A 20,514-nucleotide genomic window follows, 5' to 3' on the forward strand; every position below is an offset into this window, starting at 1 on the left:
TGCTCATTACCCTATTCGTAGATAGGCAGAGCAACCACAAACTACAGACGACAAACCACAAACTGATTTTTTCCGCCAAATTACGGTTTCAGCACGACTTTAATCAATCCTTTCTCCTTTGCCTGGAGGCGGTTAAACCAGTTTGCCCCTTCGGTCAGGGGGGCTTCGGCGCTTAAAATGGCTTCGACGTTTATTTTTCCGCTCGAAATCAAGCTCAGCGCCGCTTCGTATTCGCCGTTGATGGCGCACGAACCCTGTAGCCGCAATTGCTGCGTAACAATGGCCTGTAGAGGAATTTCTATTGTAGGGCTCAGGTTGCCAACCAGTGTAATGGTGGCTCCCTTCCGTACGCAACTAATGGCGGTTTGTACGGTTGGTGCAATGCCAACGACTTCAAACGCCACATCGGCACCGCGCCCGTGGGTGAGCGCCTGCACCTGGCCAGGTACGTTGTCAGCGTCAGCGCGGAGGGCGTGTGTAGCACCGAGTTTCTGCGCGAGGTCCAGCCGGTCGTCGTCGAGGTCGATGGCGATGATCTGTCCGCAGCCAGCCAGTTTTAGGGCCTGAATCACGAACAGACCGATCATGCCCGCGCCCACCACAACGGCCGAATCGTTCACCTGAATGGGAGTAAGGCTCAGCGCATGTAAGGCCACGGCAACCGGCTCTACCAGAGCCGCCTGTGTGAAACTAACACCTTCTGGAATGGCGTACAGAATGTGTTGTGGCACTGTAACGAACTCAGCGAATGCGCCATTCCGGTGAAATTGTGGAGTAGAAACGCCCACCACTTCGCGCCCGTCGGAGAGGTTGTACATGCCCCGGCGGCTATACCAGTCATCGAGTTTATACACAGTCGAGTCGAAGGTGACGCGGTCGCCCACAGCCCATTCGCGCACATCGTCACCGATTTCGGCAATAATACCGGATGCTTCGTGGCCCATCACAATGGGCGGAAGCCGGCGGCCAGTGCTGCCGTCCATGCCATGCACATCGGAACCGCAAATGCCCACGGCTTGTACGCGAATCAATACGTCGGTGGGGCCAGGTTTGGGGTCAGCTACGTCTTGTAGCTCGAAGTGGTTGTATTCAGTTAAAACGAGCGCTTTCATAAGTTATAGTACACGAATTTTGAGTGGAACGCGGATTAAAGAGATTAAACGGATTTACGCTGATTTTTGATTTAAGCGGATATAATTATGGGAACGCGGATCGCGCGGATTTAAAAGGATACAGGCGGATTTTTGGATTCAAATGGATTTGCTCTACTTCATTCTACGCATCCGCCTAAATCCCAAAATTCGCCTATATCCTTTTAAATCCGCGCGATCCGCGTTCCATAATCAGCCCCGCTGGTAGATGCGTAAGAAGGCATCGGGGGGTACCTGATCGAACGTACCTGAGAGCAGGTGCGGGTTCAGTTCGTAGGTCGTTACGTCGGGCTGTTCGTCGGGCGATTCGCCGAAGAGGTCGCGCTCCATCGGGGCGGAGTAGTGCTTTTTCGTCCAGACAAGGCGTTGGTCGGGTGTTTTGCCCCAGGCGCGGTTGTCGCCCAGTACAAGTTGGATTTTTCGCCAATCGTCGTAGAAATATTCCTGAAGCAGGGGAATGATTTTATCGCGGAAGACGAGGCACAGGTCGGCGTGGGTGTCGATGCCCATCAGATACGCTTGGCCGATGAGGTGATCGCGATCGAAGAGGTATTCGATGCGCTCGTTCATTATCTTTAGTAACGTACCCAGCTCAACGCCGTCTATAGCGCCAAGCAGGTCATATTGCGGACCCATTTCCTGAAAGGCAAACCGGCGGCGTAGCGCCACGTCGAGCAGGGCGATGCTGCGGTCGGCGGTGTTCATGGTGCCGAGTACATAGAGATTGGCCGGAATACCGAAGCGATCCTGCGAGTAGGGTAGGGTCAGCCAGAGTTCGTCGGGTGCGCCGAGGCGTTTGCTGGGTTCGAGTAGCGAAATCAAATCACCGAGCACCTTCGCCACGTTGGCCCGGTTGATCTCGTCAATCAGCAGCACGTGGGCGGGGGCACTGGCCATTTTGCGTTGCCGCCGGTCGGGTTGGTCGTTGAGGCAGTCGGCCATGGTGGCGTAACCGGCCTTCTGCATCGCGGCCAGACAGGCCCGGTAAAAAATGCCTTTCCTGATTTTATAGCTTACCTGATTGCCCAGCACTTCGGGACGGATGCCCTCCACAAATTCTTCGTAGCCATACGACGGATGAAACGTTACCACATCATGATCGAACGCCTGCATGAGCTGCCTGGCGCGGTAGGTTTTGCCAGTGCCGGGTGGGCCGTACAGAATCAGGTTTGTTGGAAAATCGGGCCGCGCAGGTATGTAGGCAACCTCATCTTCGGCAACGGTATCGGCGTTTTCGTTGTAGATTCGGCCGTAAGCAAGGTCTGGGTTTTCGGCAACGCGAAGCAGGTCGGTCAGGAATCCCTCGTTTTCGGCGGCGGCGTAAATGTCGGCGTTATGCCGGGCTACGTGTGGGCCACGTTTGGCGGTTTCTACCAGTTCGAGCAGGCAGTCTTCCCAACAACGGCGTAGGGTCTGGTTGTACAGCAAATGCGCGTTGCTATGCCCAACAATGACGGACACATAATCCGCTTTTTCAGTGATCGGCGCAAAATCAACTTCGGTCATTGAGCGCAACAGCTCCTGTGCATCCCGTTTGACGGTGAGCCAATATTCGGCCTCGCCGGTACGTGGTTTGTGCAGGCGAAGGGCCAGAAAGAAGTTGACGTCGGCCGAAATGGCTTTACTGTTTTTCCGGACTGAAAACGACAGACGAGGATCGCCATTGGGTAAATTGACAATATCGATCAGTTCTTTCAGCAGCCCAAAAAAGCGCCGCACGGCCTCGGGTTGGCCGATATCGCGGATACGATCAATCAGAATTTGGGACGGTTGTTCAGCAATCATGCTTGACTAAGATACGCAGTCTTGGGCGAATCTTGCGTGTTTTTCCTGATAAACCAGTAGGTACGTTCGTCAGGCGATGTATTGCTCGTAAAAGGCGCGTGGGCTTATAATCTCCGTATTGCCGATTCGTTTCAGCGGCAACAAATGCTTTTCGTCGCCGGTAATCAGGAAGTTGGCGTTGACGAACAGGGCCACTCGCAGCACGTTGTTATCGTCAGGATCAACCGAGTCGGTGGGGAGTTGATTGGCGCGCTCGTATTGTCTGGCTGATTCGCTCACGACGCTCTGCCTGGTATTTAAATTTATTCTCCATTTTTTCGTCCAACTCGCTCAGAATCCATTCGGATGTGTACAGATCGGCGTAGAGGGCACAGAAATCATAAACCCTGGCGGAGAAGCCGGGAAATACGAACGTTGAGATTAATATGTTCGTGTCAAAAACTAGTCGTGTCTCAAAGTCGATTACGGCAGGCAACAGGTAGGCAGACTAAAGTTCTTCTTATGAAAATGGACGAATCAGGTATAACGCAGGATTATGAAATTTCCCGGAAGATATCTTCTTCAGACAAAAAACCAGCCGTTTCGGCGGTGCCGCTCAGTTCTTGCCGTAATTGGTTGACTGCCTCAACATGCAGGAAATTTTTCACAATTCGGTTAACTAATTGCTCTGACGACATATTTAGTGTGCCTGACGTTTTTTCTAGATTTTTGAGAACAGTCTCTTCAAACTCAATAGTGATACTCATCGAATCAATGATCTAGTTATAAAGTAAATATCCTCCTTTCAAACGCAAATTCCAATCAAACAGTTGTAGCTGCCTTGTTGAACGTACCTGAGCATCTTTCTCAAAACCACTTGGTGCTCTTTTGCGTAGTATAGAGGCTCCATTCACTATTACTCAATGCGTTATCGTCTACTCTTTCTTTTCGTTCTGGTACAGCTTGCCGGGTCAGTATATGGTCAGGCTACAACGAGAATATTTCCGAACCGGCAGTCTCAGCCCGGTTTTAAGGCAACTCATATCCGGGGGGTGGTCGAACTAGGAGGCATGATCAGTGATGTGGCGCAGACGCCGTTCTGGTTGCGGACAAACCAATACGGTATTGCGCCGCTAGGTGGGTCGGCAGGTACGTTACGGGCCAGCGTTTTCCACGATTATCAGCCCGATTCGATAATACATTCAGTGCAGAAAAAGCCTCGGTCGCGCTTCGATTGGGGGTTCGGGTTGTCGGTTGTAGGCAATAGGGGTCCGGTCGATCTGGTCAATGAAAACCTGAATGATGCCCGTCAACTGCTTTGGCCGGAGGTCTTTGCTAAAGTCCGATTCGGGCAGTTTGAGCTGTTTGCCGGTCGGCGGCGCGAGGTGTATGGGCTGGGCGATACTACGCTGACCTCGGGGTTTGTGGCCTGGTCAGGAAACGCGTTGCCCTTTCCCAAAGTGCAACTACACACGCCTAGTTTTGTGCCGGTGAAGTGGTTGCGAAATTCGGTAGCGTTTCGGGTGGGCTATGCGCATGGCTGGTTCACGCAACCCAACATTCAGGGGGCCATGCTGCACCAGAAATACCTGTACCTCCGCTTCGGGAAACCAACTGCAAAACTGACGTTCACCACCGGCTTGAACCATCAGGCGCAGTGGGGCGGTCGGGCCGATTACCTGCGAAACACGATCTATTCGGTGGATGGTCAATTGCCCGAAAGTTTCCGGGATTATGTGTCGGTGATACTGGCCAAATACCCCGAAGCGTTTGCCAATGACCGATTTACGGAGTTCGACGGCTCGAACCGCGTGGGTAATCACGTAGGTAGCATCGATTTCGCGTTCGACTGGAAAAATGACCGGCACAGTTGGCAACTCTACCACCAGCATATCTACGAAGACGCCTCGGGCATTGCCTTTCAGAACCTACCTGACGGACTGACAGGCCTACGCTGGCTGAACCGAAAATCGACTGGCTCGGGTACATTCAAACTCAGAAGACTGCTGGTAGAATGGCTGACCACGACCAACCAATCGGGCAACACGTTCGATCTGGCGCGGACTTTTCAGGGGCGAGATAACTATTTTAACCACGGGCAGTATGTGCAGGGGTGGAGTTATCAGGGTCGAAGCATTGGCACACCGTTTATTGCTCCACGCACCACGTTTACACAAGCGGTAAATGCTAATGAAGGCGGTGGCTTTTTCCCGAATAACCGACTGGTGATGTGGTATGCCGGTGCTGAAGCGCAGGTAAAAACCGTTCAACTGACCGCGCGGGTGGCCTGGAGCCGCAATTTTGGCGGATACGATCAATCGTTCCCGGCGGTTTACCCGCAAACATCGGCGATGCTAGCAGGGCAGGGCAAGTTGCCCCGGCTACCAAACGTTTGGCTTACCGCATCATTGGCGCTGGACCGGGGAGAATTGTATCCTAACACAATAGGCGGTTTCATTAGTGTACAAAAGCGTTGGTGAGTATGACCAGTTGCTATGTATAGTTTGTCAACGTGAACAGCGGCTGGTTGAACTTACCGGGCCGTTCGTTCAGAATTTAACGCCATTTTAACCTTCCTCAAATCCAATTGGTTGAGTCTGTCGTATGAATGACAGTCAGGACATACCTGACAAGGCATTCTTAGTTCGAATCAAAACTCAATCGCTATGTTCTTCAACCGCCTACGCATCAAATCATTGGTAGCCGGATTCGCTCTGCTTTTCGCCGCTACCAGCTGCGATCACCGTACAGAGCCGGATCCAGCCACGCTGCCCGACCAGACCATTTACGCACTTAATGATGCGAACCAACTGCTTCGGTTAAACATCAGAAGCTCGAATTCGCCGCAGGCAACTACCACCATCACCGGCGTTGATGTGGCCAATGGAGAACGCATTATGTCGATCGATTTTCGGCCGGCTACGGGGCAATTGTATGGCGTAAGTAATAGAAGCCGCCTGTTTGTGATCAATCCCACCACGGCCGAAGCCCGTGCCATGACTACTACGGCGTTTTCGCCGACTGTGGATGGCTCGATCGTTTCCATCGATTTTAACCCAACTGTCGACCGGATTCGTCTGGTAACCAACACGGGTCAGGATTTGCGTCTGAACCCCGAAACGGGAATGGTTGCCTTCACGGATGGAGTGATCAACGGTGCGCCGGGGGCAGCTATTGCGGGTGTGGCCTATATCAACAACCGGGCTGGTGCAACCTCTACCACATTGTATGATATTGACCCGGCCACGGATCGTCTTTACATTCAGAATCCACCCAACAACGGTACACTGACCGATGTTGGCCCGCTTGGCCTGGACATTACCGGCGCGGCTGGTTTTGATATTGCCTTCAACGACAACACACAGGGACTGGTAGCCGTAACGTTCAACGGTGCCTCAGAATTACAGCAGATCAACCTTACATCGGGCCGCTTGCAGAAACTCGGTAACCTGCCCGGAACCATCATCGGGCTGGCCATTCCAACCGAGCCGACTGCTTACGCGGTTGATGCGGCTAATAACCTGCTTATTTTTAACCCAATGAGCCCAACAGTTACCACTAAAACCCTCACCGGTTTGCAGTCGGGCGAAACGATCGTGGGTATCGATTTCCGGCCGCTAAACGGTCAGTTGTTCATGTTGGGCAGCACGAGCCGTCTGTATCTGCTGGGTGTGAATGCAACCAATGCCTGGACCGCTACGCAGGTTGGGATGACAGGTAGTTTTACCTTGTCGGGAACAGATTTCGGTTTTGATTTCAACCCCACCGTCGACCGCATCCGTGTAGTGAGCAACACGGGTCAGAATCTGCGGCTGAACCCTACGGTTATGCCTACCGAAAGTGCGCTGGCAGCTACCGATGGTTCGTTGACTTTCGCTCCGGCGATGGGTACGCCAAACGTATCGGCTGGTGCCTACACGAACAACTTCGTGGGCGCTCCTTCTACCGTTTTGTATGACATTGATGTTCGTTCGGGTGGTGCCGTGCTGTTCCAGCAAAACCCACCCAATGCCGGTGGTCTGGTAAACGTTGGCCCACTGGGTGTTGACGTAGAAAGCATGAACGGATTCGACATTGGTGGTGCCAGCAACATGGCGTATGCTCTGCTGCGTGTGGGTGGTGTAACCAGAATTTACTCGGTTAACCTGACAACAGGAGCGGCTACGGCTGGTGCTTCACTGCCCGGCAACGCTACCGTCCGTGGCTTCGCGCTGGGACTGGGTTTCTAAGCGAAACGTTTCTTTTTTACATAAAGCGAGCGTCGATCCTACCAAGGATCGACGCTCGCTTTTTTGTGTGTATGTGAAGTCAGATGGGGACCGCTAACCCCCCTGAGGAGAGTTGAATACCCCTGAAGTAGGTAATTAGCAGCGCATCAGCCCCCTTCAGGGGGTTGGGGCTAATTACTCGAAAATAATTTAGCAAGATGCTGATTATCAAAGGTATTTCTGTAGAAAATAACGTACTAAAAACGCTGTTTTTATGCTGAAAATTGGCTGTTTTATGTTATCAATCTAGAACGTAAACAACCGAAAAGAACTGATATGGATATCATGAAACTGCTTGATCCAACTACGCATCATACGACAACAACGGCTACGATTGGCAAGCGCTCACGGACAAATGGAACGGCTACGGCAGCCATGCTGATTCGTATTGCCAGCGAGATGCTGGAGACGTCGCCCACCTTACGCAAACGAATGGGTATCACACTCAGCGATCTGGCCGCCGCCGACAAAGTCCGTAAAGAACTAGCCCGCAAAAGCCTGTAACGCGGACTTTAGTCCGCCTTTTTTAAGGTTAGTCTCTTCTTATAACTAAACCCGTCTCCTACATCTTCTTCCAGCGCATACCAACGGTAGCAATCAACACCATTGTGGCCGAGCTAAGCGGCATGAGCACGGCGGCCACCACGGGCGAAAGGTTACCCATAGCGGCAAATGACAGACCAACCAGGTTATAGAGCAGCGAAATGCCGAAGCTGAACTGAATAAGCCTCATGGCAAACCGGCTGTACCGCATAAAACGCGGTAGTTGATTTAGTGAACCCACTTCCAGAATGGCATCACTAGCGGGCGTAAACCGGAGGGTATCGTCGGTAACGGCAATACCCACGTCGGCCTGTTTCAGCGCACCGGCATCGTTGAGACCATCGCCAATCATCAGCACGCGCTGACCGGTGGTTTGTAGTTCGTTGATAAACGTAAGCTTGTCTTCGGGGCTGCAATTGAAGCGCATGGCATCGTGATCAAACCACGCGCTCATGTCGTCACGGCTGGCGTCGGTATCGCCCGAAAGCAGATAAAGCCGTTTGCCGTGGCCTACAAATGAGGTTAGCATATCAACGAGTCCATCGCGAAGCTGCGCTGCAAACTGGAACTGCCCGCGATAAATGCCGTCGATGTTGACGTGAACTGCCGAATGGATTGCGTTGGCAGGGCCACCCACAAAAGCGGCGCTACCCAGTTTAACAATGAAATCGTCGACCAGCCCGATAATGCCCTGACCGGGTAATTCGGTGAAGTTCTCCACGCGCATTGGGGCGCAATCAGAAAGGTACTGGCGCAGTTGCAGACTCAGCGGGTGGGCCGATTGGCTCACCAACGCATGCACCATTGATCGCTGAATGTTGGTCAGGGGCCGCGTAAACAATTCGGTGACGGCTTCTGAGGCGGGCGTGGTCAACGTACCTGTTTTATCGAAAACGATGGCGTCGCAGTGGGCGAGTTGCTCAATCACGTCGGCGTTTTTGAGGTAGAAACCCCGTTTGCTTAATAGCCGCAATCCATGCCCCAGCGCCACCGGATACGAGAGCGACAGCACGCAGGGGCAGGCCACAATCAGGATGGCCGTGAAGGCGTTGACTGCTGTGGTGGGTTGTCCGGTAAAATACCAGTAACCGCCAATGAGCGTAGCCAGCGTGAGCACCGTGATGGTAAAATACGTACCCACGGCGTCGGCGAAGGTTTTGGCCCGGTTCGGTTTATCCTTCCTGAAGGCGTCGTTATTCCAGAGTTGGGTCAGGTAACTCTGCGACACGTCGCGCACCAGTTCGAGGTCGATCACGCCGCCCATCTGCCGCCCACCGGCATAGAGCAACGTACCTGGCTCGCGCTGTTCCGGTTCCGATTCGCCCGTAACGAACGAATAATCGATCATGCCTTCGCCCCGGTACAGCAGCCCATCGGCTGGAATCAGATCGCCGTGACGTACCCGGATTCGGTCGCCTTTCTGCAAATCGGCTACCGGCGTTGGCTGTTCCCTATCGTTGATGAGTCGCTGTACGGCTAGTGGAAAATAAGATTTGTAATCGCGTTCGAAAGACAGGAAATCGTAGGTACGTTGCTGAAACCATTTTCCGCATAACAAGAAGAATATCAGGCCACTGACCGAGTCAAAATAGCCCGCCCCGTTTAGTGCGAACACTTCATACGTACCCCGGAAATAAGCCATCAGAATGCCCAGCAGAATCGGAAAGTCGATGTTAATAATGCCGCGCCGCAAGCTTTTCCAGACCGACTCGAAATAGCCGGAGCCCGAATAGAACACGACGGGCGTAGCCAACAATAGATTCAGTACACCAAAGAGGTGCTTAAACGCGGGATCGTCGAGGCCCAAGTATTCGGGGAAACTGAACAGCATGATGTTACCTGCGCAAAATCCCGCCACGGCCAGCTTATACAGCAACGATCGGTAGCTGGGTTTCTGCCCCTGTTTCACCACATCGTTGAGGCTGATGAGCGGTTCGTAGCCCAGCGACGTCAGTAATTCGGCTACCTGCCGCAATGATAGTTGGGCTGGATTGAAGACCAGATGCACCTGTTTTTTCAGGAAATCGACGCGGGTTTGCTGTACACCGGGATCAATACGGTACAGGTGTTCGAGCAGCCACAGGCACGACGAGCAGTGAATGGTAGGTACGTAGAAGGTAACGTGGGCCACGCTGCCATTCTGAAAATCAATTAGTTTGGCGGCAATGTCGGGATGGTCCAGAAAAGCCAGCCGGTCAGTGTCGGGTGTGCGGCCCCGGGTTGTGGTGCCGGGTGTTGGGTTAAGGTCGTAATACTGGCAGAGCTGATTATCGCTCAACACCTGGTACACGGTTCGGCAACCGGTACAGCAAAAGGGCTTATCGTCGAAAAAGATCGGTTCGGTATCGGTGGGGCAGTCGGTGCCGCAGTGGTAGCAGGCCGTGGTAGTGGGCGTAGCGGTGGTCATAATCGCCGGAGATTTGTTCAAAATTCGCCCTGCCCGCGCCGCCGTTAGCTGACATAAATCAGCCGGAAGGCTGATTATGATACGCTTCAAACCCCGCCCGTTTCGCCAATTTTGGGATAAAGGATGTCGGATTTGGGATGTTGGATATCGGATTGGCTCCGCTTAATACCGATCCAACCCTAAGCGAAGCAAATCCGATATCCAACATCCCAAATCCGACATCCTTCATGTCTTCTCTGATTGCGAAATACAACGTACCTGGCCCGCGTTACACGAGCTACCCCACCGTGCCGTTCTGGAATACGGCGGCTTTCAACCGGGCCGAGTGGCAACAGCGGCTCACCAGCGCGTTTGCGACCAGTAATTACACCGATGGTATCAGCCTCTATATTCACCTGCCCTACTGCGAAAGCCTGTGTACGTTTTGCGGTTGTAATAAACGCATTACCAAAAACCACGGTGTAGAAGAGCCGTACATCGATGCGTTGCTCAACGAATGGGAAATGTACTGCGAATGGCTTCCGGAGCGGCCCCGTATTGCCGAACTGCACCTCGGCGGCGGCACACCCAGCTTTTTTTCGCCCCACGAACTGCGTCGCCTCATGACGGGCATTTTCCGATGGGCTGATGTGGCCGATGAACCTGATTTCGGTTGGGAAGGTCACCCCAACAACACGACGGCCGAACACCTCCAAACGCTGTACGACTTCGGTTTTCGTCGGGTTAGTTTTGGGGTGCAGGATTATGATCCGGTGGTTCAGCGGGCTATTCACCGGCATCAGCCGTTTGTCCATGTGCAACGCGTGACCGAACAGGCTCGTGCCATTGGCTACACCTCCATCAGCCACGATCTGGTGTTTGGACTGCCGTTTCAACAAGTCTCGTCTATTCAGGATACCGTTGCCCAGACGCTGAGCCTGCGTCCCGACCGCATTTCGTTTTATTCCTATGCGCACGTTCCCTGGATAAAAGGCAATGGACAGCGCGGTTTTCGCGATAAAGACCTGCCGGGTGGCGATCAGAAACGCGAACTCTACGAAACGGGCCTGACTTTGTTTGAAGCCGGCGGGTATACCGAAATCGGGATGGACCACTTCGCCCTACCCCACGACTCGCTCTACAAAGCCATGCATACAGGTACGTTACACCGCAATTTTATGGGTTATACCACCACCCGAACCGATATTCTGATTGGCCTCGGCGCTTCGTCGATCAGCGATGTGGGTACGGCGTTTATGCAGAACGAAAAAGAGGTTGGCACGTACCTGAATCAGATCGCCCATGATCAACTACCCATCCTGCGCGGCCATTTGCTGACCGGTGAAGATGCCAAAATCAGGCAGTTGATTCTGGATATCATGTGCCGTTTCCAAACCAGTTGGTCCATCAGCGACTGGACAAAGGAGGAGTGGAATCAGCTAACCCCACAGCTCGACGATCTGCATGCCGACGGCCTGCTCGATTACGACGAAACAGGTTTGTGGGTACGTGCTGAAGGCCGCCCTTTTCTGCGCAATATCTGCATGGTTTTTGATCAGTACCTGACTCCGGCGGTAGTATCTGCCAAGCCCCGGTTCTCACAAACGGTCTGATCATTTTGTACCTTTGTGGCATGACATTTCTGTACGTTAAGGCGCTACACATTATTTTTATTGTTACCTGGTTTGCCGGTTTGTTTTACATGCCGCGCCTGTTCATTTATTTCACCGAAGCGGCCGATCAGCCTGAGTCGGCGCGCGGGGCATTACAAACGCAGTTAGCCCTCATGCAACGCCGATTGTGGTATGGCATTACCTGGCCCTCGGCGGTGCTAACCCTGATTTTGGGTCTTAGCACCTGGTACAATTATGGCGCAACACCCACCTGGCTGATCTACAAACTAGTGCTGGTAGCCGGGTTATATGTGTATCATATTGCCTGTCACCTGTTGTTTCTTCAGCAACAACGCGGCGAGTTACGCTATACGTCGACCCAACTACGGGTCTGGAACGAAGTGGCGACGCTGTTTCTCTTCGGCATTGTGTTTCTGGTGATCCTGAAAGATGCACTCAGTATGCTCTGGGGCCTGGCCGGTCTGCTGCTCTTTGGCATAGTGCTGATGGCCGCTATCTGGCTGTATAAGCGCGTACGAACACGCAAGTAAAAAACAACCCGCCTCTCGGTGAAGAAAGGCGGGTCAGATCAAGTAGGGTGGGATAAGTTTATACGACCGCCAGTAGCGGAATATCCGTCAGGCGGGCCATGCGTTCGGTGTCGCTTTCTACAAATAGTTTTCTGAACCAGTTGTGTTTCTGCGGCATCATCATAATGAGGTCGGCCTTATTATCGTGGGCAAACGACAGCAGCGATTCATATATTTCTTCGCCTGGTAAAATGGTCATCGTGTGGGGTATATGGCTCATCAGGCTTCGGATGTGTTCGGCGTGGGTACGTACCTGAACATCGGCGGGCTGATCGTGAATACACAGCAGGTTGACTACACAGTTGAACTGCCGGGCAAACCGGAGGGCGGTGTCCAGCACCACAGCGTCGGGCGGGGTGGTCAGGTCAATGCCCAGCACCACATTTTCCAGTGCAGAATAGCTGGCTCCGGGTGGAATCAATAGGAGCGGAACGTTGGTTTCAGTCACCATTACGGTGGCTACGCTACCCATTAGCTGCGCACTTTGTGGGGCCGAGCCTACGGTAGCCATCACTAATAGATCGGCTTTTTCGGCCTTCGCCACTTCGGTAATCACTGGCATGGCGTATCCCTCATGCACCACCGTTCGGATGGGTACGTTGGGGCTGAACCGCTCGGTGAGGTCCTGCGCCAGGTGATCGATTTCGCGCTGACAAACATTGCGAACAGCATTGCTGCCAATCACCGCATCAACGCCGGTATCGGCCGGATTGACAGGCCAGAAGTGAAAAGCATGCACCAGTATGACTCCAGCATGCTGGCTCTGGGCCAGTTGCACGGCAAAGGCCGCCGCCTGATTGGCACTGGTCGAGAAATCGGTAGCAACAACAATGGTTTTCATAAGGTGAAGTTCTTTGGGGTTGGTTTGTGCTACAAAACAACCCGACTATCGTCTCTGTCAACCTGATGCCCGTCAGCAGACGCGTTGATTTTGGGCAGTATCGACAACGACACATGTAGCCCGTTGATCGACAGACGTTGGCTTTTTGTCGAAATTTTGCGCTGAGCTGCAACGCTCCCCTATGTTGGCTGCGTCATGTGTATTAACAGCGAGTAAGTCGCGGGTTAACCTGCTGGCAGCACAAACACATTAATTACGAAAGCGATATGGAGCGTAAAGATTTTTTGAAGCGGGGATTCACTAGCCTGTTGGGCATGGTCGCTATCAATCCACTGGTTACGGCCTGCCAGAACGGAACAAATGTTGACCCGGCCGACACCACAGGGGGCAGTACCGCCAACGGGTCAACGAATGGTAGCTCGGCCAGCGATTGTGCGGTCACTTCGTCAGAAACTGCCGGTCCATTTCCAACCAAAGTGCCCGCCAACTTTGTGCGAAAAGATATTCGCGAAGACCGGACTGGCGTGATGATGACCATGAATATCACCATCAAAAATGCCAATGCAAGCTGTGCGGCACTGGCGGGTGCGATCGTTGACGTGTGGCACTGCGACAAGGACGGGTATTACTCAGAATATGGCGGAACGGGTATGCAAAGTGCCAATTTTACAGCCGTTGACTTTCTGCGTGGCCGTCAGGTAACGGACGTTAGCGGACTGGCCGCCTACACGTCTATTTTTCCCGGTTGGTATTCGGGTCGGGCACCGCACGTTCATGTTCATATTTACAACGCCGCCGGTAAATCGTTATTGGTTACGCAGATAGCTTTCCCGTATGCCATCGCCAACACCTTATACACAACCGGGCAGGCATATGGCTATACCAGAGGGACGCACGATACGCTGAACGAACGGGATAATGTATTTTCAGATGGTTTTACTACCGAACTGGCCACCGTCTCGGGCAGTCCGTCGGCCGGTTACACGCTAACGCACACTATTGTGGTCAGCGCTTAAGGAAGATGCATGGCAAAGGAAACGGAGGCGTATATTGTTCTGGCCAATCAACGACAGTACGTTCAGATAGAAGAGGGAGCCAGTTACCAGACGGTTGGTGCAAGTCAGCCGGGGGGAGACAATAATGTTCCGTCCGGGCCATTGAGTCGTCTGTCTACCAATTCGTTACCAGCGGGCAAAAGCCTGACCATGCTGACTCTGACCGATACCGTGGTGGTTCTGCTCCCCGTCACGGGTGGATTGGCCTATTACATCAACAGAAAATCGGCGGCTGACGTGGAGTGCTACTTTCTGGAACCGGGTCAGGTTGGTTATCTGACATTGCGGGCAGGTACGTCCTATACCGTATCGAATCCGTACGAAGCAGAAACCATTCAATGGACAGACTGCTGGTTGACTACTGTCGACGTACCCGGTGAAGCGGTTTTGCTGGGTACATTCGATCTGACTTTGGGAAACGTGCTATTGCCCCTCTTTAACGAAACAACGCCCACCCTGCGCCACGATCTCTTCATTGGCCGGTTTGATGGACGGAGAGAGGTGACTTATAGGGTTGAAAAAACGCCCGACGGCTTACCCAAAACGGTATTCGTGCTGGTGCTGTCGGGCGTTTTTGAAGTGGCTAATCGATTGCTTCACGAGCAGGATGGTCTGCTGCTCTGCTACGATGAAGCAGCAACCGTAGAATGCGAAGCCTTGTCGAACAACGCGATTTTGTTGCTCTTTGACCTGGCGTCTTAGCAACGCCCTTACTTCGAGCGGATGGCATCGACGGGGTTGAGGCGGGCGGCGAGGGCAGCGGGCAGGATTCCGAAGATGGTACCGATGCCGCTCGATACACCCAGGCCCAGCAGCACATTTCCCGCCGATAACTGAATGTCGAGACTTCCCAGGTCAATGAACGACATCAGGTAAACAAGTCCAATGCCAACCATACCGCCCACAACGGCCAGTAGTACCGCTTCAAACAGGAACTGCAACAGGATTACATAATTTTTGGCCCCCAGCGATTTCTGAATGCCAATGATGTTGGTGCGTTCTTTAACCGAAACAAACATGATGTTGGCAATGCCAAAGCCGCCAACCAACATGGAAAAGCCGCCGATGAACCAGCCCGCAATGGTCAATACCGCAAAAATTCCGCTGATGAATTTGGCCAGTGCTTCGGGGCGGTTAATGGCAAAACTGTCTTCCTGAGCCGGGCGCAGGCTTCGGCGAGCGCGTAGTAAGCCTTTTATTTCGCCTTCCAGGTTTTCCAGACCGGCGTCGGCTTCATAGCCTTTTATGGCAATAGTGAGGTTCGGGTTTTTAGACGCAAATAGCTTGGCAAACGTGCCGTAGGGAATAATGCAGCGCTCATCGGGGTTACCACCAATCTCCAGAATACCGGATCCTTTTTTCTCGCCAACCCCAATAACCACAAACTTCAGCCCTGCCAACTGCACCGACTGACCAATGGCGTTACCGAAAGGGAACAGGGTTTCTGCCACTTCAGAGCCAATAATCACCACATTGCGCGATGACTCCATTTCCTGCGGTGCAAAATAGCGACCCAGGGCAATGGGTACGTCCGAGATTTTGTTGTAATCGTAAGTAACCCCCGAGATACGGGCGCTGAGGCTATTGCTGCCGTTTTTAACGGTAACCCCACCGCGACCGCCCATCGCCACCACCGCCTGTGCGTTTTCGAGCCGATCGCTCAGCAGCCGATACTCATTGTATTTTGGTTCGGGCCGCTGAAAATACTTCCACCAGCGGTATTCACTGCCAAACTCAAACGGCCATTTCTGCACGTAAACAACGTTGCTTCCCAATCCGCCCAGCGTGTCTTTGATGTTTCGCTGCATGGAATCGACAATGGTAAATACGGCGATAATTGCGAAAATACCGATAGTCACACCCAACAGCGAGAGCGTGGTGCGCAGTAGGTTTGACCGAAGCGATTGCCAGGCGAAACGCAGGCTTTCAATAACTTGACGAACAATTTTCACCGGAAACGGGAGCTAGGCACTGAAGTAGGAATGACGTTAAAAGTACACGTTCAACCGCTTCGCTTCAATCTCTTTGGGACAAAATACCGTGCAGGCGGGGTATCTGGCTGATTTTGGGGTTCAGTGGCAATTTAAGGTCCGTGGCCCTTTTTAATGAGGGCGACCATAGTTCCGGTTACGCGCGAATCCGTAGTTTAGCAGGAACAACCTGATTTCGCCGCTATGTATACCCATTTTACGTTTCGCCCCGTCTGTATAACCCTCTACGCTGCCGTTTACCTGTTGGTGATCGGGTGTAAATCAACACCTTCTGTTTCGTCTAAAACGGCGATTCAAACCGGGCAGGGCGTGTATCAGTACAAAGAAGAAGATCCAACCCTGAAACCATTTTACTCAGATCGTCAGGGCGTTGTGGGGCGCAACGGCATGGTAGCCTCGGCGCACCCCGAAGCATCGCAGGTGGGACTGAACATACTGAAAGCGGGTGGTAATGCCGTAGATGCAGCGTTGGCCGTGCAGTTTGCATTGGCGGTGGTGTATCCCGGTGCCGGTAACATTGGCGGAGGCGGTTTTATGGTGTACCGCGACAAAAGCGGCAAAGCCAGCACACTCGATTACCGCGAGAAAGCACCGGGCATGGCTACGCAAAACATGTATCTCGATTCGGTTGGTAACGTGCGTGCGGGTGGACTCAGCATCAGTGGTCATCTCGCTAGTGGGGTGCCGGGTTCGGTAGCTGGTATGGTAGAGGCGCACCAGAAATTTGGCAAATTACCCTGGGCTAGGGTACTCCAACCCGCCATCGATCTGGCCGAAAAAGGATTTTCACTGACCGAACGTGACGCCACCGGCCTGAACCGGATCAAGAACGACCTGCTGAAATATAACCCCGGCAAAACCTATTTTATGCGCCCCGACGGACGGAACTGGGCCAAAGGTGATACGCTGGTGCAAACTGACCTGGGCAAAACTCTTCGCCGGATTCAGACCGGGGGACGGGCTGGTTTTTATGCTGGAGAAACCGCTCGGCTGATTGCCGCCGAAATGCAACGCGGTGGCGGGCTGATTTCTGAGACCGATCTGGCTAACTACCAGGCACTCTGGCGCGAACCCATCCGGCAGAGCTATAAAAACTATGAGGTCATTACCATGCCGCCAACCTCAAGTGGTGGTATTGCGCTGGTGCAACTGCTTCGTTACCTGGAACCGCACCCCATTCGCCGGTGGGGTTGGAACCGCGACAGTACCGTGCAGGTGATGATCGAGGCCGAACGCCGCGTGTATGCCGACCGGGCCAAATTTCTGGGCGACCCCGATTTTGTGAACGTACCCGGCGCGCAACTGATGGACCGGACGTACCTGAAAAAACAGTGGGAGACGTTCAACTTCGCCCAGGCTACTGATAGCAAAACTATTCACGGTGGTTCACTACCTGGTTACGAAAGCCTGGAAACAACCCACTTTTCGGTGGTCGACCGCGACGGTAATGCGGTAAGCATTACCACGACCCTGAACGGTGGTTATGGCAGCCGGGTTGTGGTTGACGGAGGCGGTTTTTTTCTGAACAATGAGATGGATGATTTCAGTATCAAGCCGGGTACGCCGAATATGTATGGCCTTATCGGGAATCAGGCCAACGCCATTGCCCCCAACAAACGGATGCTGTCGAGCATGACGCCCACCATTCTGGAACGCGACGGCAAGCTCTTCATGGTCGTAGGCACACCCGGTGGCTCAACCATTATGACCTCTGTTTTCCAGACGGTTATAAACGTGATTGAACACGGTATGACGATGCAGCAGGCCGTGAATGCGCTGAAATTTCACCATCAGTGGTTGCCCGACAAAACGATCTTCGAGAACGGCGCTTTCACAGAAACCACCAAACAGGCGCTCATCGGTCGTGGTTATATGCTGGAACAACTCACCAACACCATCGGCCGTATGGATTGCGTACTGGTTCGTCCCGACGGTAGCTACGAAGGTGCCTCTGACCCCCGCGCCGATAATACCGCGATGGGATTTTAGAAAATAGTCTGGAAAGTCGTGGGCAAATAGTTCTAAGTCGGGAAAGTCGTTGGCAAATGGTCCTAAGTCTGGAAAGTAGGGTTCCATCGTTGCAGTTTACAGTTGCGCAAACAAGCAGAGTCCCATCGGGACGACCGATGTTGTAGTGGTGGGTTTCAACCCGCCGAGAAACGCGCCCCAACAACGAAAGAGCCATAGGCTCGGCCCATGTAAAACAACGAATAAAAAATGGCCAACACCTATCATCAGGTATACATACAGACCATTTTCGCAGTGAAATATCGGAATGCCGTTATTGAACCTGAGTGGAAGAATACACTACACGGCGTTATTGGAAACCTAATCAATGAAACGGCTTGTAAAACGCTTATCGTCAACGGTATGTCTGATCATGTTCATTGTTTGATCGGTTTAAAACCCGTCGTCTCTGTTTCGGAATTGATGAAAACCGTGAAAGCCAAATCGTCGAAATATATAAACGATCATCATCTGACGGCTAGCCGGTTTGAATGGCAAGATGGGTACGGGGTCTTTTCGTATGGTCAATCACAGATAGATGCTGTTTATAGGTACGTTCAAAACCAGGAAGTCCATCATCGAAAGCAGTCATTCAGGGAAGAATACGTTGCGTTTCTACAGAAATTCAATGTGCCTTACGATGAGCAGTACATTTTCAGCGAGTTGCAATGATGGGCCGAGCCTACGGCTCTCTGATGATGGTTGTACGTTCTTTTCGGCGGGTTGAAACCCACCGCTACAACATGAGCCGAGCCTACGGCTCTCTGGTGATGGTTGTACGTTCTTTTCGGCGGGTTGAAACCCACCGCTACAATACGGGCCGAGCCTACGGCTCTTGAGTGATGGCTGAGCGTCCTCTTCTTGTGTAATCGTAGTCCCATCGGGACGACCGATGTTGTAGCGGTGGGTTTCAACCCGCCGAGAAACGCGCCCCAACAACGAAAGAGCCATGGGCTCGGCCCATGATTGCTATTGTAGATCTGTTCTTCGGCGGGTTGAAACCCAACGCTAAAACATCGGTCGTCCTGATGGGACTACGATTACGCAACACCAAACCGGAACGGCAAAGCTCTACCTTCCAGACTATCGATTCACGACTATCGACTAAATCTGACTTTTACCGACTTTCAATACTATTTTTGCTGCCAAATAAAATTTTGTTACCTCAGCAATGACAACGAACCGCACGTTCACCATGATTAAGCCCGATGCCGTAGCAGAAGGCAACACCGGTGCTATTACGAAGATGATTGAAGAGGCGGGTTTCCGCATCGTGGCCATCAAGAAAACCTTGTTGACCCCCGAGCGCGCCGGCGAATTTTACGCTGTTCACAGCGAGCGTCCATTCTACAACGATCTTAAAAACTACATGTCGTCGGGTGCCATTATCCCGATGATTCTGGAGAAAGAAAACGCCGTTGCTGATTTCCGCACGCTGATCGGAGCCACCAACCCCGCCCAGGCTGCCGATGGCACGATCCGTAAACTGTTTGCCAAATCAATTGAAGCCAACGCCATTCACGGATCAGATTCGGACGAGAACGCCCAGATCGAAGGCTCGTTCTTCTTCGCCGGCACAGAGCAGTATTAGTTAAGAATTAAGAATTAAGAATGGCTCTGCTAGGTACTAATAGGTGACCTAGCAGAGCCATTCTTAATTCTTAATTCATTTTCTCGTAGTACTTACACGCATCGCGCAGGGCGCACTCGCCACACTTGGGAGAACGGGCTATGCACACATAGCGGCCGTGTAAAATAAGCCAGTGGTGGGCTTTGGGGACGTACTGCTTCGGAATGTGCGCCATCAGTGCCTTTTCTACGGCCAGCGGTGTATTGGCTGTCAGCGGGGCCAGGCCTAGCCGGTGCGATACCCGAAACACATGCGTATCAACCGCCATAGTGGGTTGGTTGAACACGATAGAAAGGATGACGTGCGCCGTTTTACGGCCAACGCCGGGCAGTCGCTGTAGTTCTTCGATGGTGCCAGGTACGTTGCCGCCGAAATCGCTCATCAGCATACGCCCCATACCAACCAGGTGTTTGGCTTTGTTATTCGGGTACGAAACCGACCGGATGTAGGAAAAGACCTCATCGACCGAAGCCGCCGCCAGCGACTCTGCTTCGGGAAAGCGGGCAAACAGGGCGGGCGTAATCTGGTTGATGCGCTTGTCGGTACACTGCGCCGATAGAATGACAGCTACCAGCAATTCGTATGAATTCGAGAAGTTGAGCTCTGTTTCTGGCTCGGGAAAGTGGGTGGTGAAGTAGTCGATAAACCGGCGGAAACGCTCTTTTTTCAGCATCC

19 protein-coding genes are annotated in these 20,514 nt (G+C 52.8%); 11 read left to right on the forward strand and 8 right to left on the reverse strand.

Annotated elements, in window-relative coordinates; all coding sequences use genetic code 11:
• Positions 1-80: 80 nt before the first annotated feature.
• From ACAW87_RS21980 to ACAW87_RS21995, 4 genes are all read right to left on the reverse strand, one after another.
• Positions 81-1,112, reverse strand: a complete 1,032-nt coding sequence (locus tag ACAW87_RS21980; RefSeq protein WP_370725802.1) for a galactitol-1-phosphate 5-dehydrogenase — start codon at positions 1,110-1,112, stop codon at positions 81-83.
• A gap of 231 nt (positions 1,113-1,343) precedes the next feature.
• Positions 1,344-2,936: an McrB family protein gene (locus tag ACAW87_RS21985; RefSeq protein WP_370725803.1), complete on the reverse strand. Its 1,593-nt coding sequence runs from the start codon at positions 2,934-2,936 to the stop codon at positions 1,344-1,346.
• Between the two features lie 69 nt (positions 2,937-3,005).
• Positions 3,006-3,215: a hypothetical protein gene (locus ACAW87_RS21990; RefSeq protein WP_370725804.1), complete on the reverse strand. Its 210-nt coding sequence runs from the start codon at positions 3,213-3,215 to the stop codon at positions 3,006-3,008.
• Positions 3,216-3,469: 254 nt separating this feature from the next.
• A complete protein-coding gene (locus tag ACAW87_RS21995) occupies positions 3,470-3,682 on the reverse strand; it encodes a hypothetical protein (RefSeq protein ID WP_370725805.1) in 213 nt (70 codons plus the stop codon).
• Between the two features lie 156 nt (positions 3,683-3,838).
• Between ACAW87_RS21995 and ACAW87_RS22000 the strand changes: the two genes are divergently transcribed.
• The 3 genes from ACAW87_RS22000 (at position 3,839) to ACAW87_RS22010 (ending at position 7,687) form a co-directional block, all read left to right on the forward strand.
• Positions 3,839-5,395 (forward strand): capsule assembly Wzi family protein, encoded by a 1,557-nt coding sequence (locus ACAW87_RS22000; protein WP_370725806.1) that lies wholly within the window; start codon positions 3,839-3,841, stop codon positions 5,393-5,395.
• Between the two features lie 186 nt (positions 5,396-5,581).
• Positions 5,582-7,144 carry a DUF4394 domain-containing protein gene (locus tag ACAW87_RS22005; RefSeq protein ID WP_370725807.1) on the forward strand — a complete coding sequence of 521 codons (1,563 nt, stop codon included), beginning with the start codon at positions 5,582-5,584 and terminating at the stop codon, positions 7,142-7,144.
• 315 nt (positions 7,145-7,459) lie between these two features.
• A complete protein-coding gene (locus ACAW87_RS22010) occupies positions 7,460-7,687 on the forward strand; it encodes a hypothetical protein (protein ID WP_370725808.1) in 228 nt (75 codons plus the stop codon).
• A 58-nt stretch (positions 7,688-7,745) separates the two neighbouring features.
• Here ACAW87_RS22010 and ACAW87_RS22015 read toward each other — a convergent pair whose 3' ends face one another.
• Positions 7,746-10,223, reverse strand: a complete 2,478-nt coding sequence (locus tag ACAW87_RS22015; RefSeq protein WP_370725809.1) for a heavy metal translocating P-type ATPase — start codon at positions 10,221-10,223, stop codon at positions 7,746-7,748.
• 137 nt (positions 10,224-10,360) lie between these two features.
• On the opposite strand from ACAW87_RS22015, the gene hemN reads away from it, so the two are divergent.
• Positions 10,361-11,725, forward strand: coding sequence for an oxygen-independent coproporphyrinogen III oxidase (gene hemN, locus ACAW87_RS22020; protein ID WP_370725810.1), 1,365 nt, complete (start codon positions 10,361-10,363; stop codon positions 11,723-11,725).
• Between the two features lie 20 nt (positions 11,726-11,745).
• On the forward strand, positions 11,746-12,276 hold the full coding sequence (locus ACAW87_RS22025) for a CopD family protein (protein ID WP_370725811.1): 531 nt from the start codon (positions 11,746-11,748) through the stop codon (positions 12,274-12,276).
• A 58-nt stretch (positions 12,277-12,334) separates the two neighbouring features.
• Here ACAW87_RS22025 and ACAW87_RS22030 read toward each other — a convergent pair whose 3' ends face one another.
• Complete coding sequence (locus tag ACAW87_RS22030) at positions 12,335-13,156, reverse strand: universal stress protein (protein WP_370725812.1); 822 nt, start codon at positions 13,154-13,156, stop codon at positions 12,335-12,337.
• A gap of 266 nt (positions 13,157-13,422) precedes the next feature.
• On the opposite strand from ACAW87_RS22030, the gene ACAW87_RS22035 reads away from it, so the two are divergent.
• Together ACAW87_RS22035 and ACAW87_RS22040 are read left to right on the forward strand one after the other, a co-directional pair.
• Complete coding sequence (locus ACAW87_RS22035; RefSeq protein WP_370725813.1) at positions 13,423-14,172, forward strand: dioxygenase family protein; 750 nt, start codon at positions 13,423-13,425, stop codon at positions 14,170-14,172.
• Between the two features lie 9 nt (positions 14,173-14,181).
• The gene (locus tag ACAW87_RS22040; RefSeq protein WP_370725814.1) at positions 14,182-14,913 is read left to right on the forward strand and encodes a pirin; all 732 of its coding nucleotides are present in this window, start codon (positions 14,182-14,184) and stop codon (positions 14,911-14,913) included.
• Between the two features lie 8 nt (positions 14,914-14,921).
• Here ACAW87_RS22040 and ACAW87_RS22045 read toward each other — a convergent pair whose 3' ends face one another.
• Positions 14,922-16,163, reverse strand: coding sequence for an ABC transporter permease (locus ACAW87_RS22045; RefSeq protein WP_370725815.1), 1,242 nt, complete (start codon positions 16,161-16,163; stop codon positions 14,922-14,924).
• A 222-nt stretch (positions 16,164-16,385) separates the two neighbouring features.
• On the opposite strand from ACAW87_RS22045, the gene ggt reads away from it, so the two are divergent.
• The 4 genes from ggt to ACAW87_RS22065 all read left to right on the forward strand — a co-directional run bounded on the left by ggt (position 16,386) and on the right by ACAW87_RS22065 (position 19,800).
• Positions 16,386-18,191 (forward strand): gamma-glutamyltransferase, encoded by a 1,806-nt coding sequence (gene ggt, locus ACAW87_RS22050; RefSeq protein ID WP_370725816.1) that lies wholly within the window; start codon positions 16,386-16,388, stop codon positions 18,189-18,191.
• Between the two features lie 228 nt (positions 18,192-18,419).
• On the forward strand, positions 18,420-18,881 hold the full coding sequence (gene tnpA, locus ACAW87_RS22055; protein ID WP_370725817.1) for an IS200/IS605 family transposase: 462 nt from the start codon (positions 18,420-18,422) through the stop codon (positions 18,879-18,881).
• Positions 18,878-19,048 carry a hypothetical protein gene (locus tag ACAW87_RS22060; RefSeq protein ID WP_370725818.1) on the forward strand — a complete coding sequence of 57 codons (171 nt, stop codon included), beginning with the start codon at positions 18,878-18,880 and terminating at the stop codon, positions 19,046-19,048. The genes tnpA and ACAW87_RS22060 overlap by 4 nt, the downstream gene beginning before the upstream one ends.
• Positions 19,049-19,380: 332 nt before the next feature.
• Positions 19,381-19,800, forward strand: a complete 420-nt coding sequence (locus tag ACAW87_RS22065; RefSeq protein ID WP_370725819.1) for a nucleoside-diphosphate kinase — start codon at positions 19,381-19,383, stop codon at positions 19,798-19,800.
• A gap of 70 nt (positions 19,801-19,870) precedes the next feature.
• Here ACAW87_RS22065 and nth read toward each other — a convergent pair whose 3' ends face one another.
• Positions 19,871-20,512 carry an endonuclease III gene (nth, locus tag ACAW87_RS22070; protein WP_370725820.1) on the reverse strand — a complete coding sequence of 214 codons (642 nt, stop codon included), beginning with the start codon at positions 20,510-20,512 and terminating at the stop codon, positions 19,871-19,873.
• Between the last annotated feature and the right edge of the window lie 2 nt (positions 20,513-20,514).

The sequence above is a fragment of the Fibrella aquatica genome (assembly GCF_041321135.1).
In the GTDB taxonomy this organism is placed as follows: Bacteria; Bacteroidota; Bacteroidia; order Cytophagales; family Spirosomataceae; genus Fibrella; species Fibrella aquatica.

Bases quoted from the DNA above. Each gene is read 5' to 3' on its own strand.
- ACAW87_RS21980 (WP_370725802.1), bottom strand. From the start codon at position 1,112: ATGAAAGCGCTCGTTTTAACTGAATACAACCACTTCGAGCTACAAGAC.
- ACAW87_RS21985 (WP_370725803.1), bottom strand. From the start codon at position 2,936: ATGATTGCTGAACAACCGTCCCAAATTCTGATTGATCGTATCCGCGAT.
- ACAW87_RS21995 (WP_370725805.1), bottom strand. From the start codon at position 3,682: ATGAGTATCACTATTGAGTTTGAAGAGACTGTTCTCAAAAATCTAGAA.
- ACAW87_RS22000 (WP_370725806.1), top strand. From the start codon at position 3,839: ATGCGTTATCGTCTACTCTTTCTTTTCGTTCTGGTACAGCTTGCCGGG.
- ACAW87_RS22005 (WP_370725807.1), top strand. From the start codon at position 5,582: ATGTTCTTCAACCGCCTACGCATCAAATCATTGGTAGCCGGATTCGCT.
- ACAW87_RS22010 (WP_370725808.1), top strand. From the start codon at position 7,460: ATGGATATCATGAAACTGCTTGATCCAACTACGCATCATACGACAACA.
- hemN (WP_370725810.1), top strand. From the start codon at position 10,361: ATGTCTTCTCTGATTGCGAAATACAACGTACCTGGCCCGCGTTACACG.
- ACAW87_RS22025 (WP_370725811.1), top strand. From the start codon at position 11,746: ATGACATTTCTGTACGTTAAGGCGCTACACATTATTTTTATTGTTACC.
- ACAW87_RS22030 (WP_370725812.1), bottom strand. From the start codon at position 13,156: ATGAAAACCATTGTTGTTGCTACCGATTTCTCGACCAGTGCCAATCAG.
- ACAW87_RS22035 (WP_370725813.1), top strand. From the start codon at position 13,423: ATGGAGCGTAAAGATTTTTTGAAGCGGGGATTCACTAGCCTGTTGGGC.
- ACAW87_RS22040 (WP_370725814.1), top strand. From the start codon at position 14,182: ATGGCAAAGGAAACGGAGGCGTATATTGTTCTGGCCAATCAACGACAG.
- ggt (WP_370725816.1), top strand. From the start codon at position 16,386: ATGTATACCCATTTTACGTTTCGCCCCGTCTGTATAACCCTCTACGCT.
- tnpA (WP_370725817.1), top strand. From the start codon at position 18,420: ATGGCCAACACCTATCATCAGGTATACATACAGACCATTTTCGCAGTG.
- ACAW87_RS22060 (WP_370725818.1), top strand. From the start codon at position 18,878: ATGATGGGCCGAGCCTACGGCTCTCTGATGATGGTTGTACGTTCTTTT.
- ACAW87_RS22065 (WP_370725819.1), top strand. From the start codon at position 19,381: ATGACAACGAACCGCACGTTCACCATGATTAAGCCCGATGCCGTAGCA.
- nth (WP_370725820.1), bottom strand. From the start codon at position 20,512: ATGCTGAAAAAAGAGCGTTTCCGCCGGTTTATCGACTACTTCACCACC.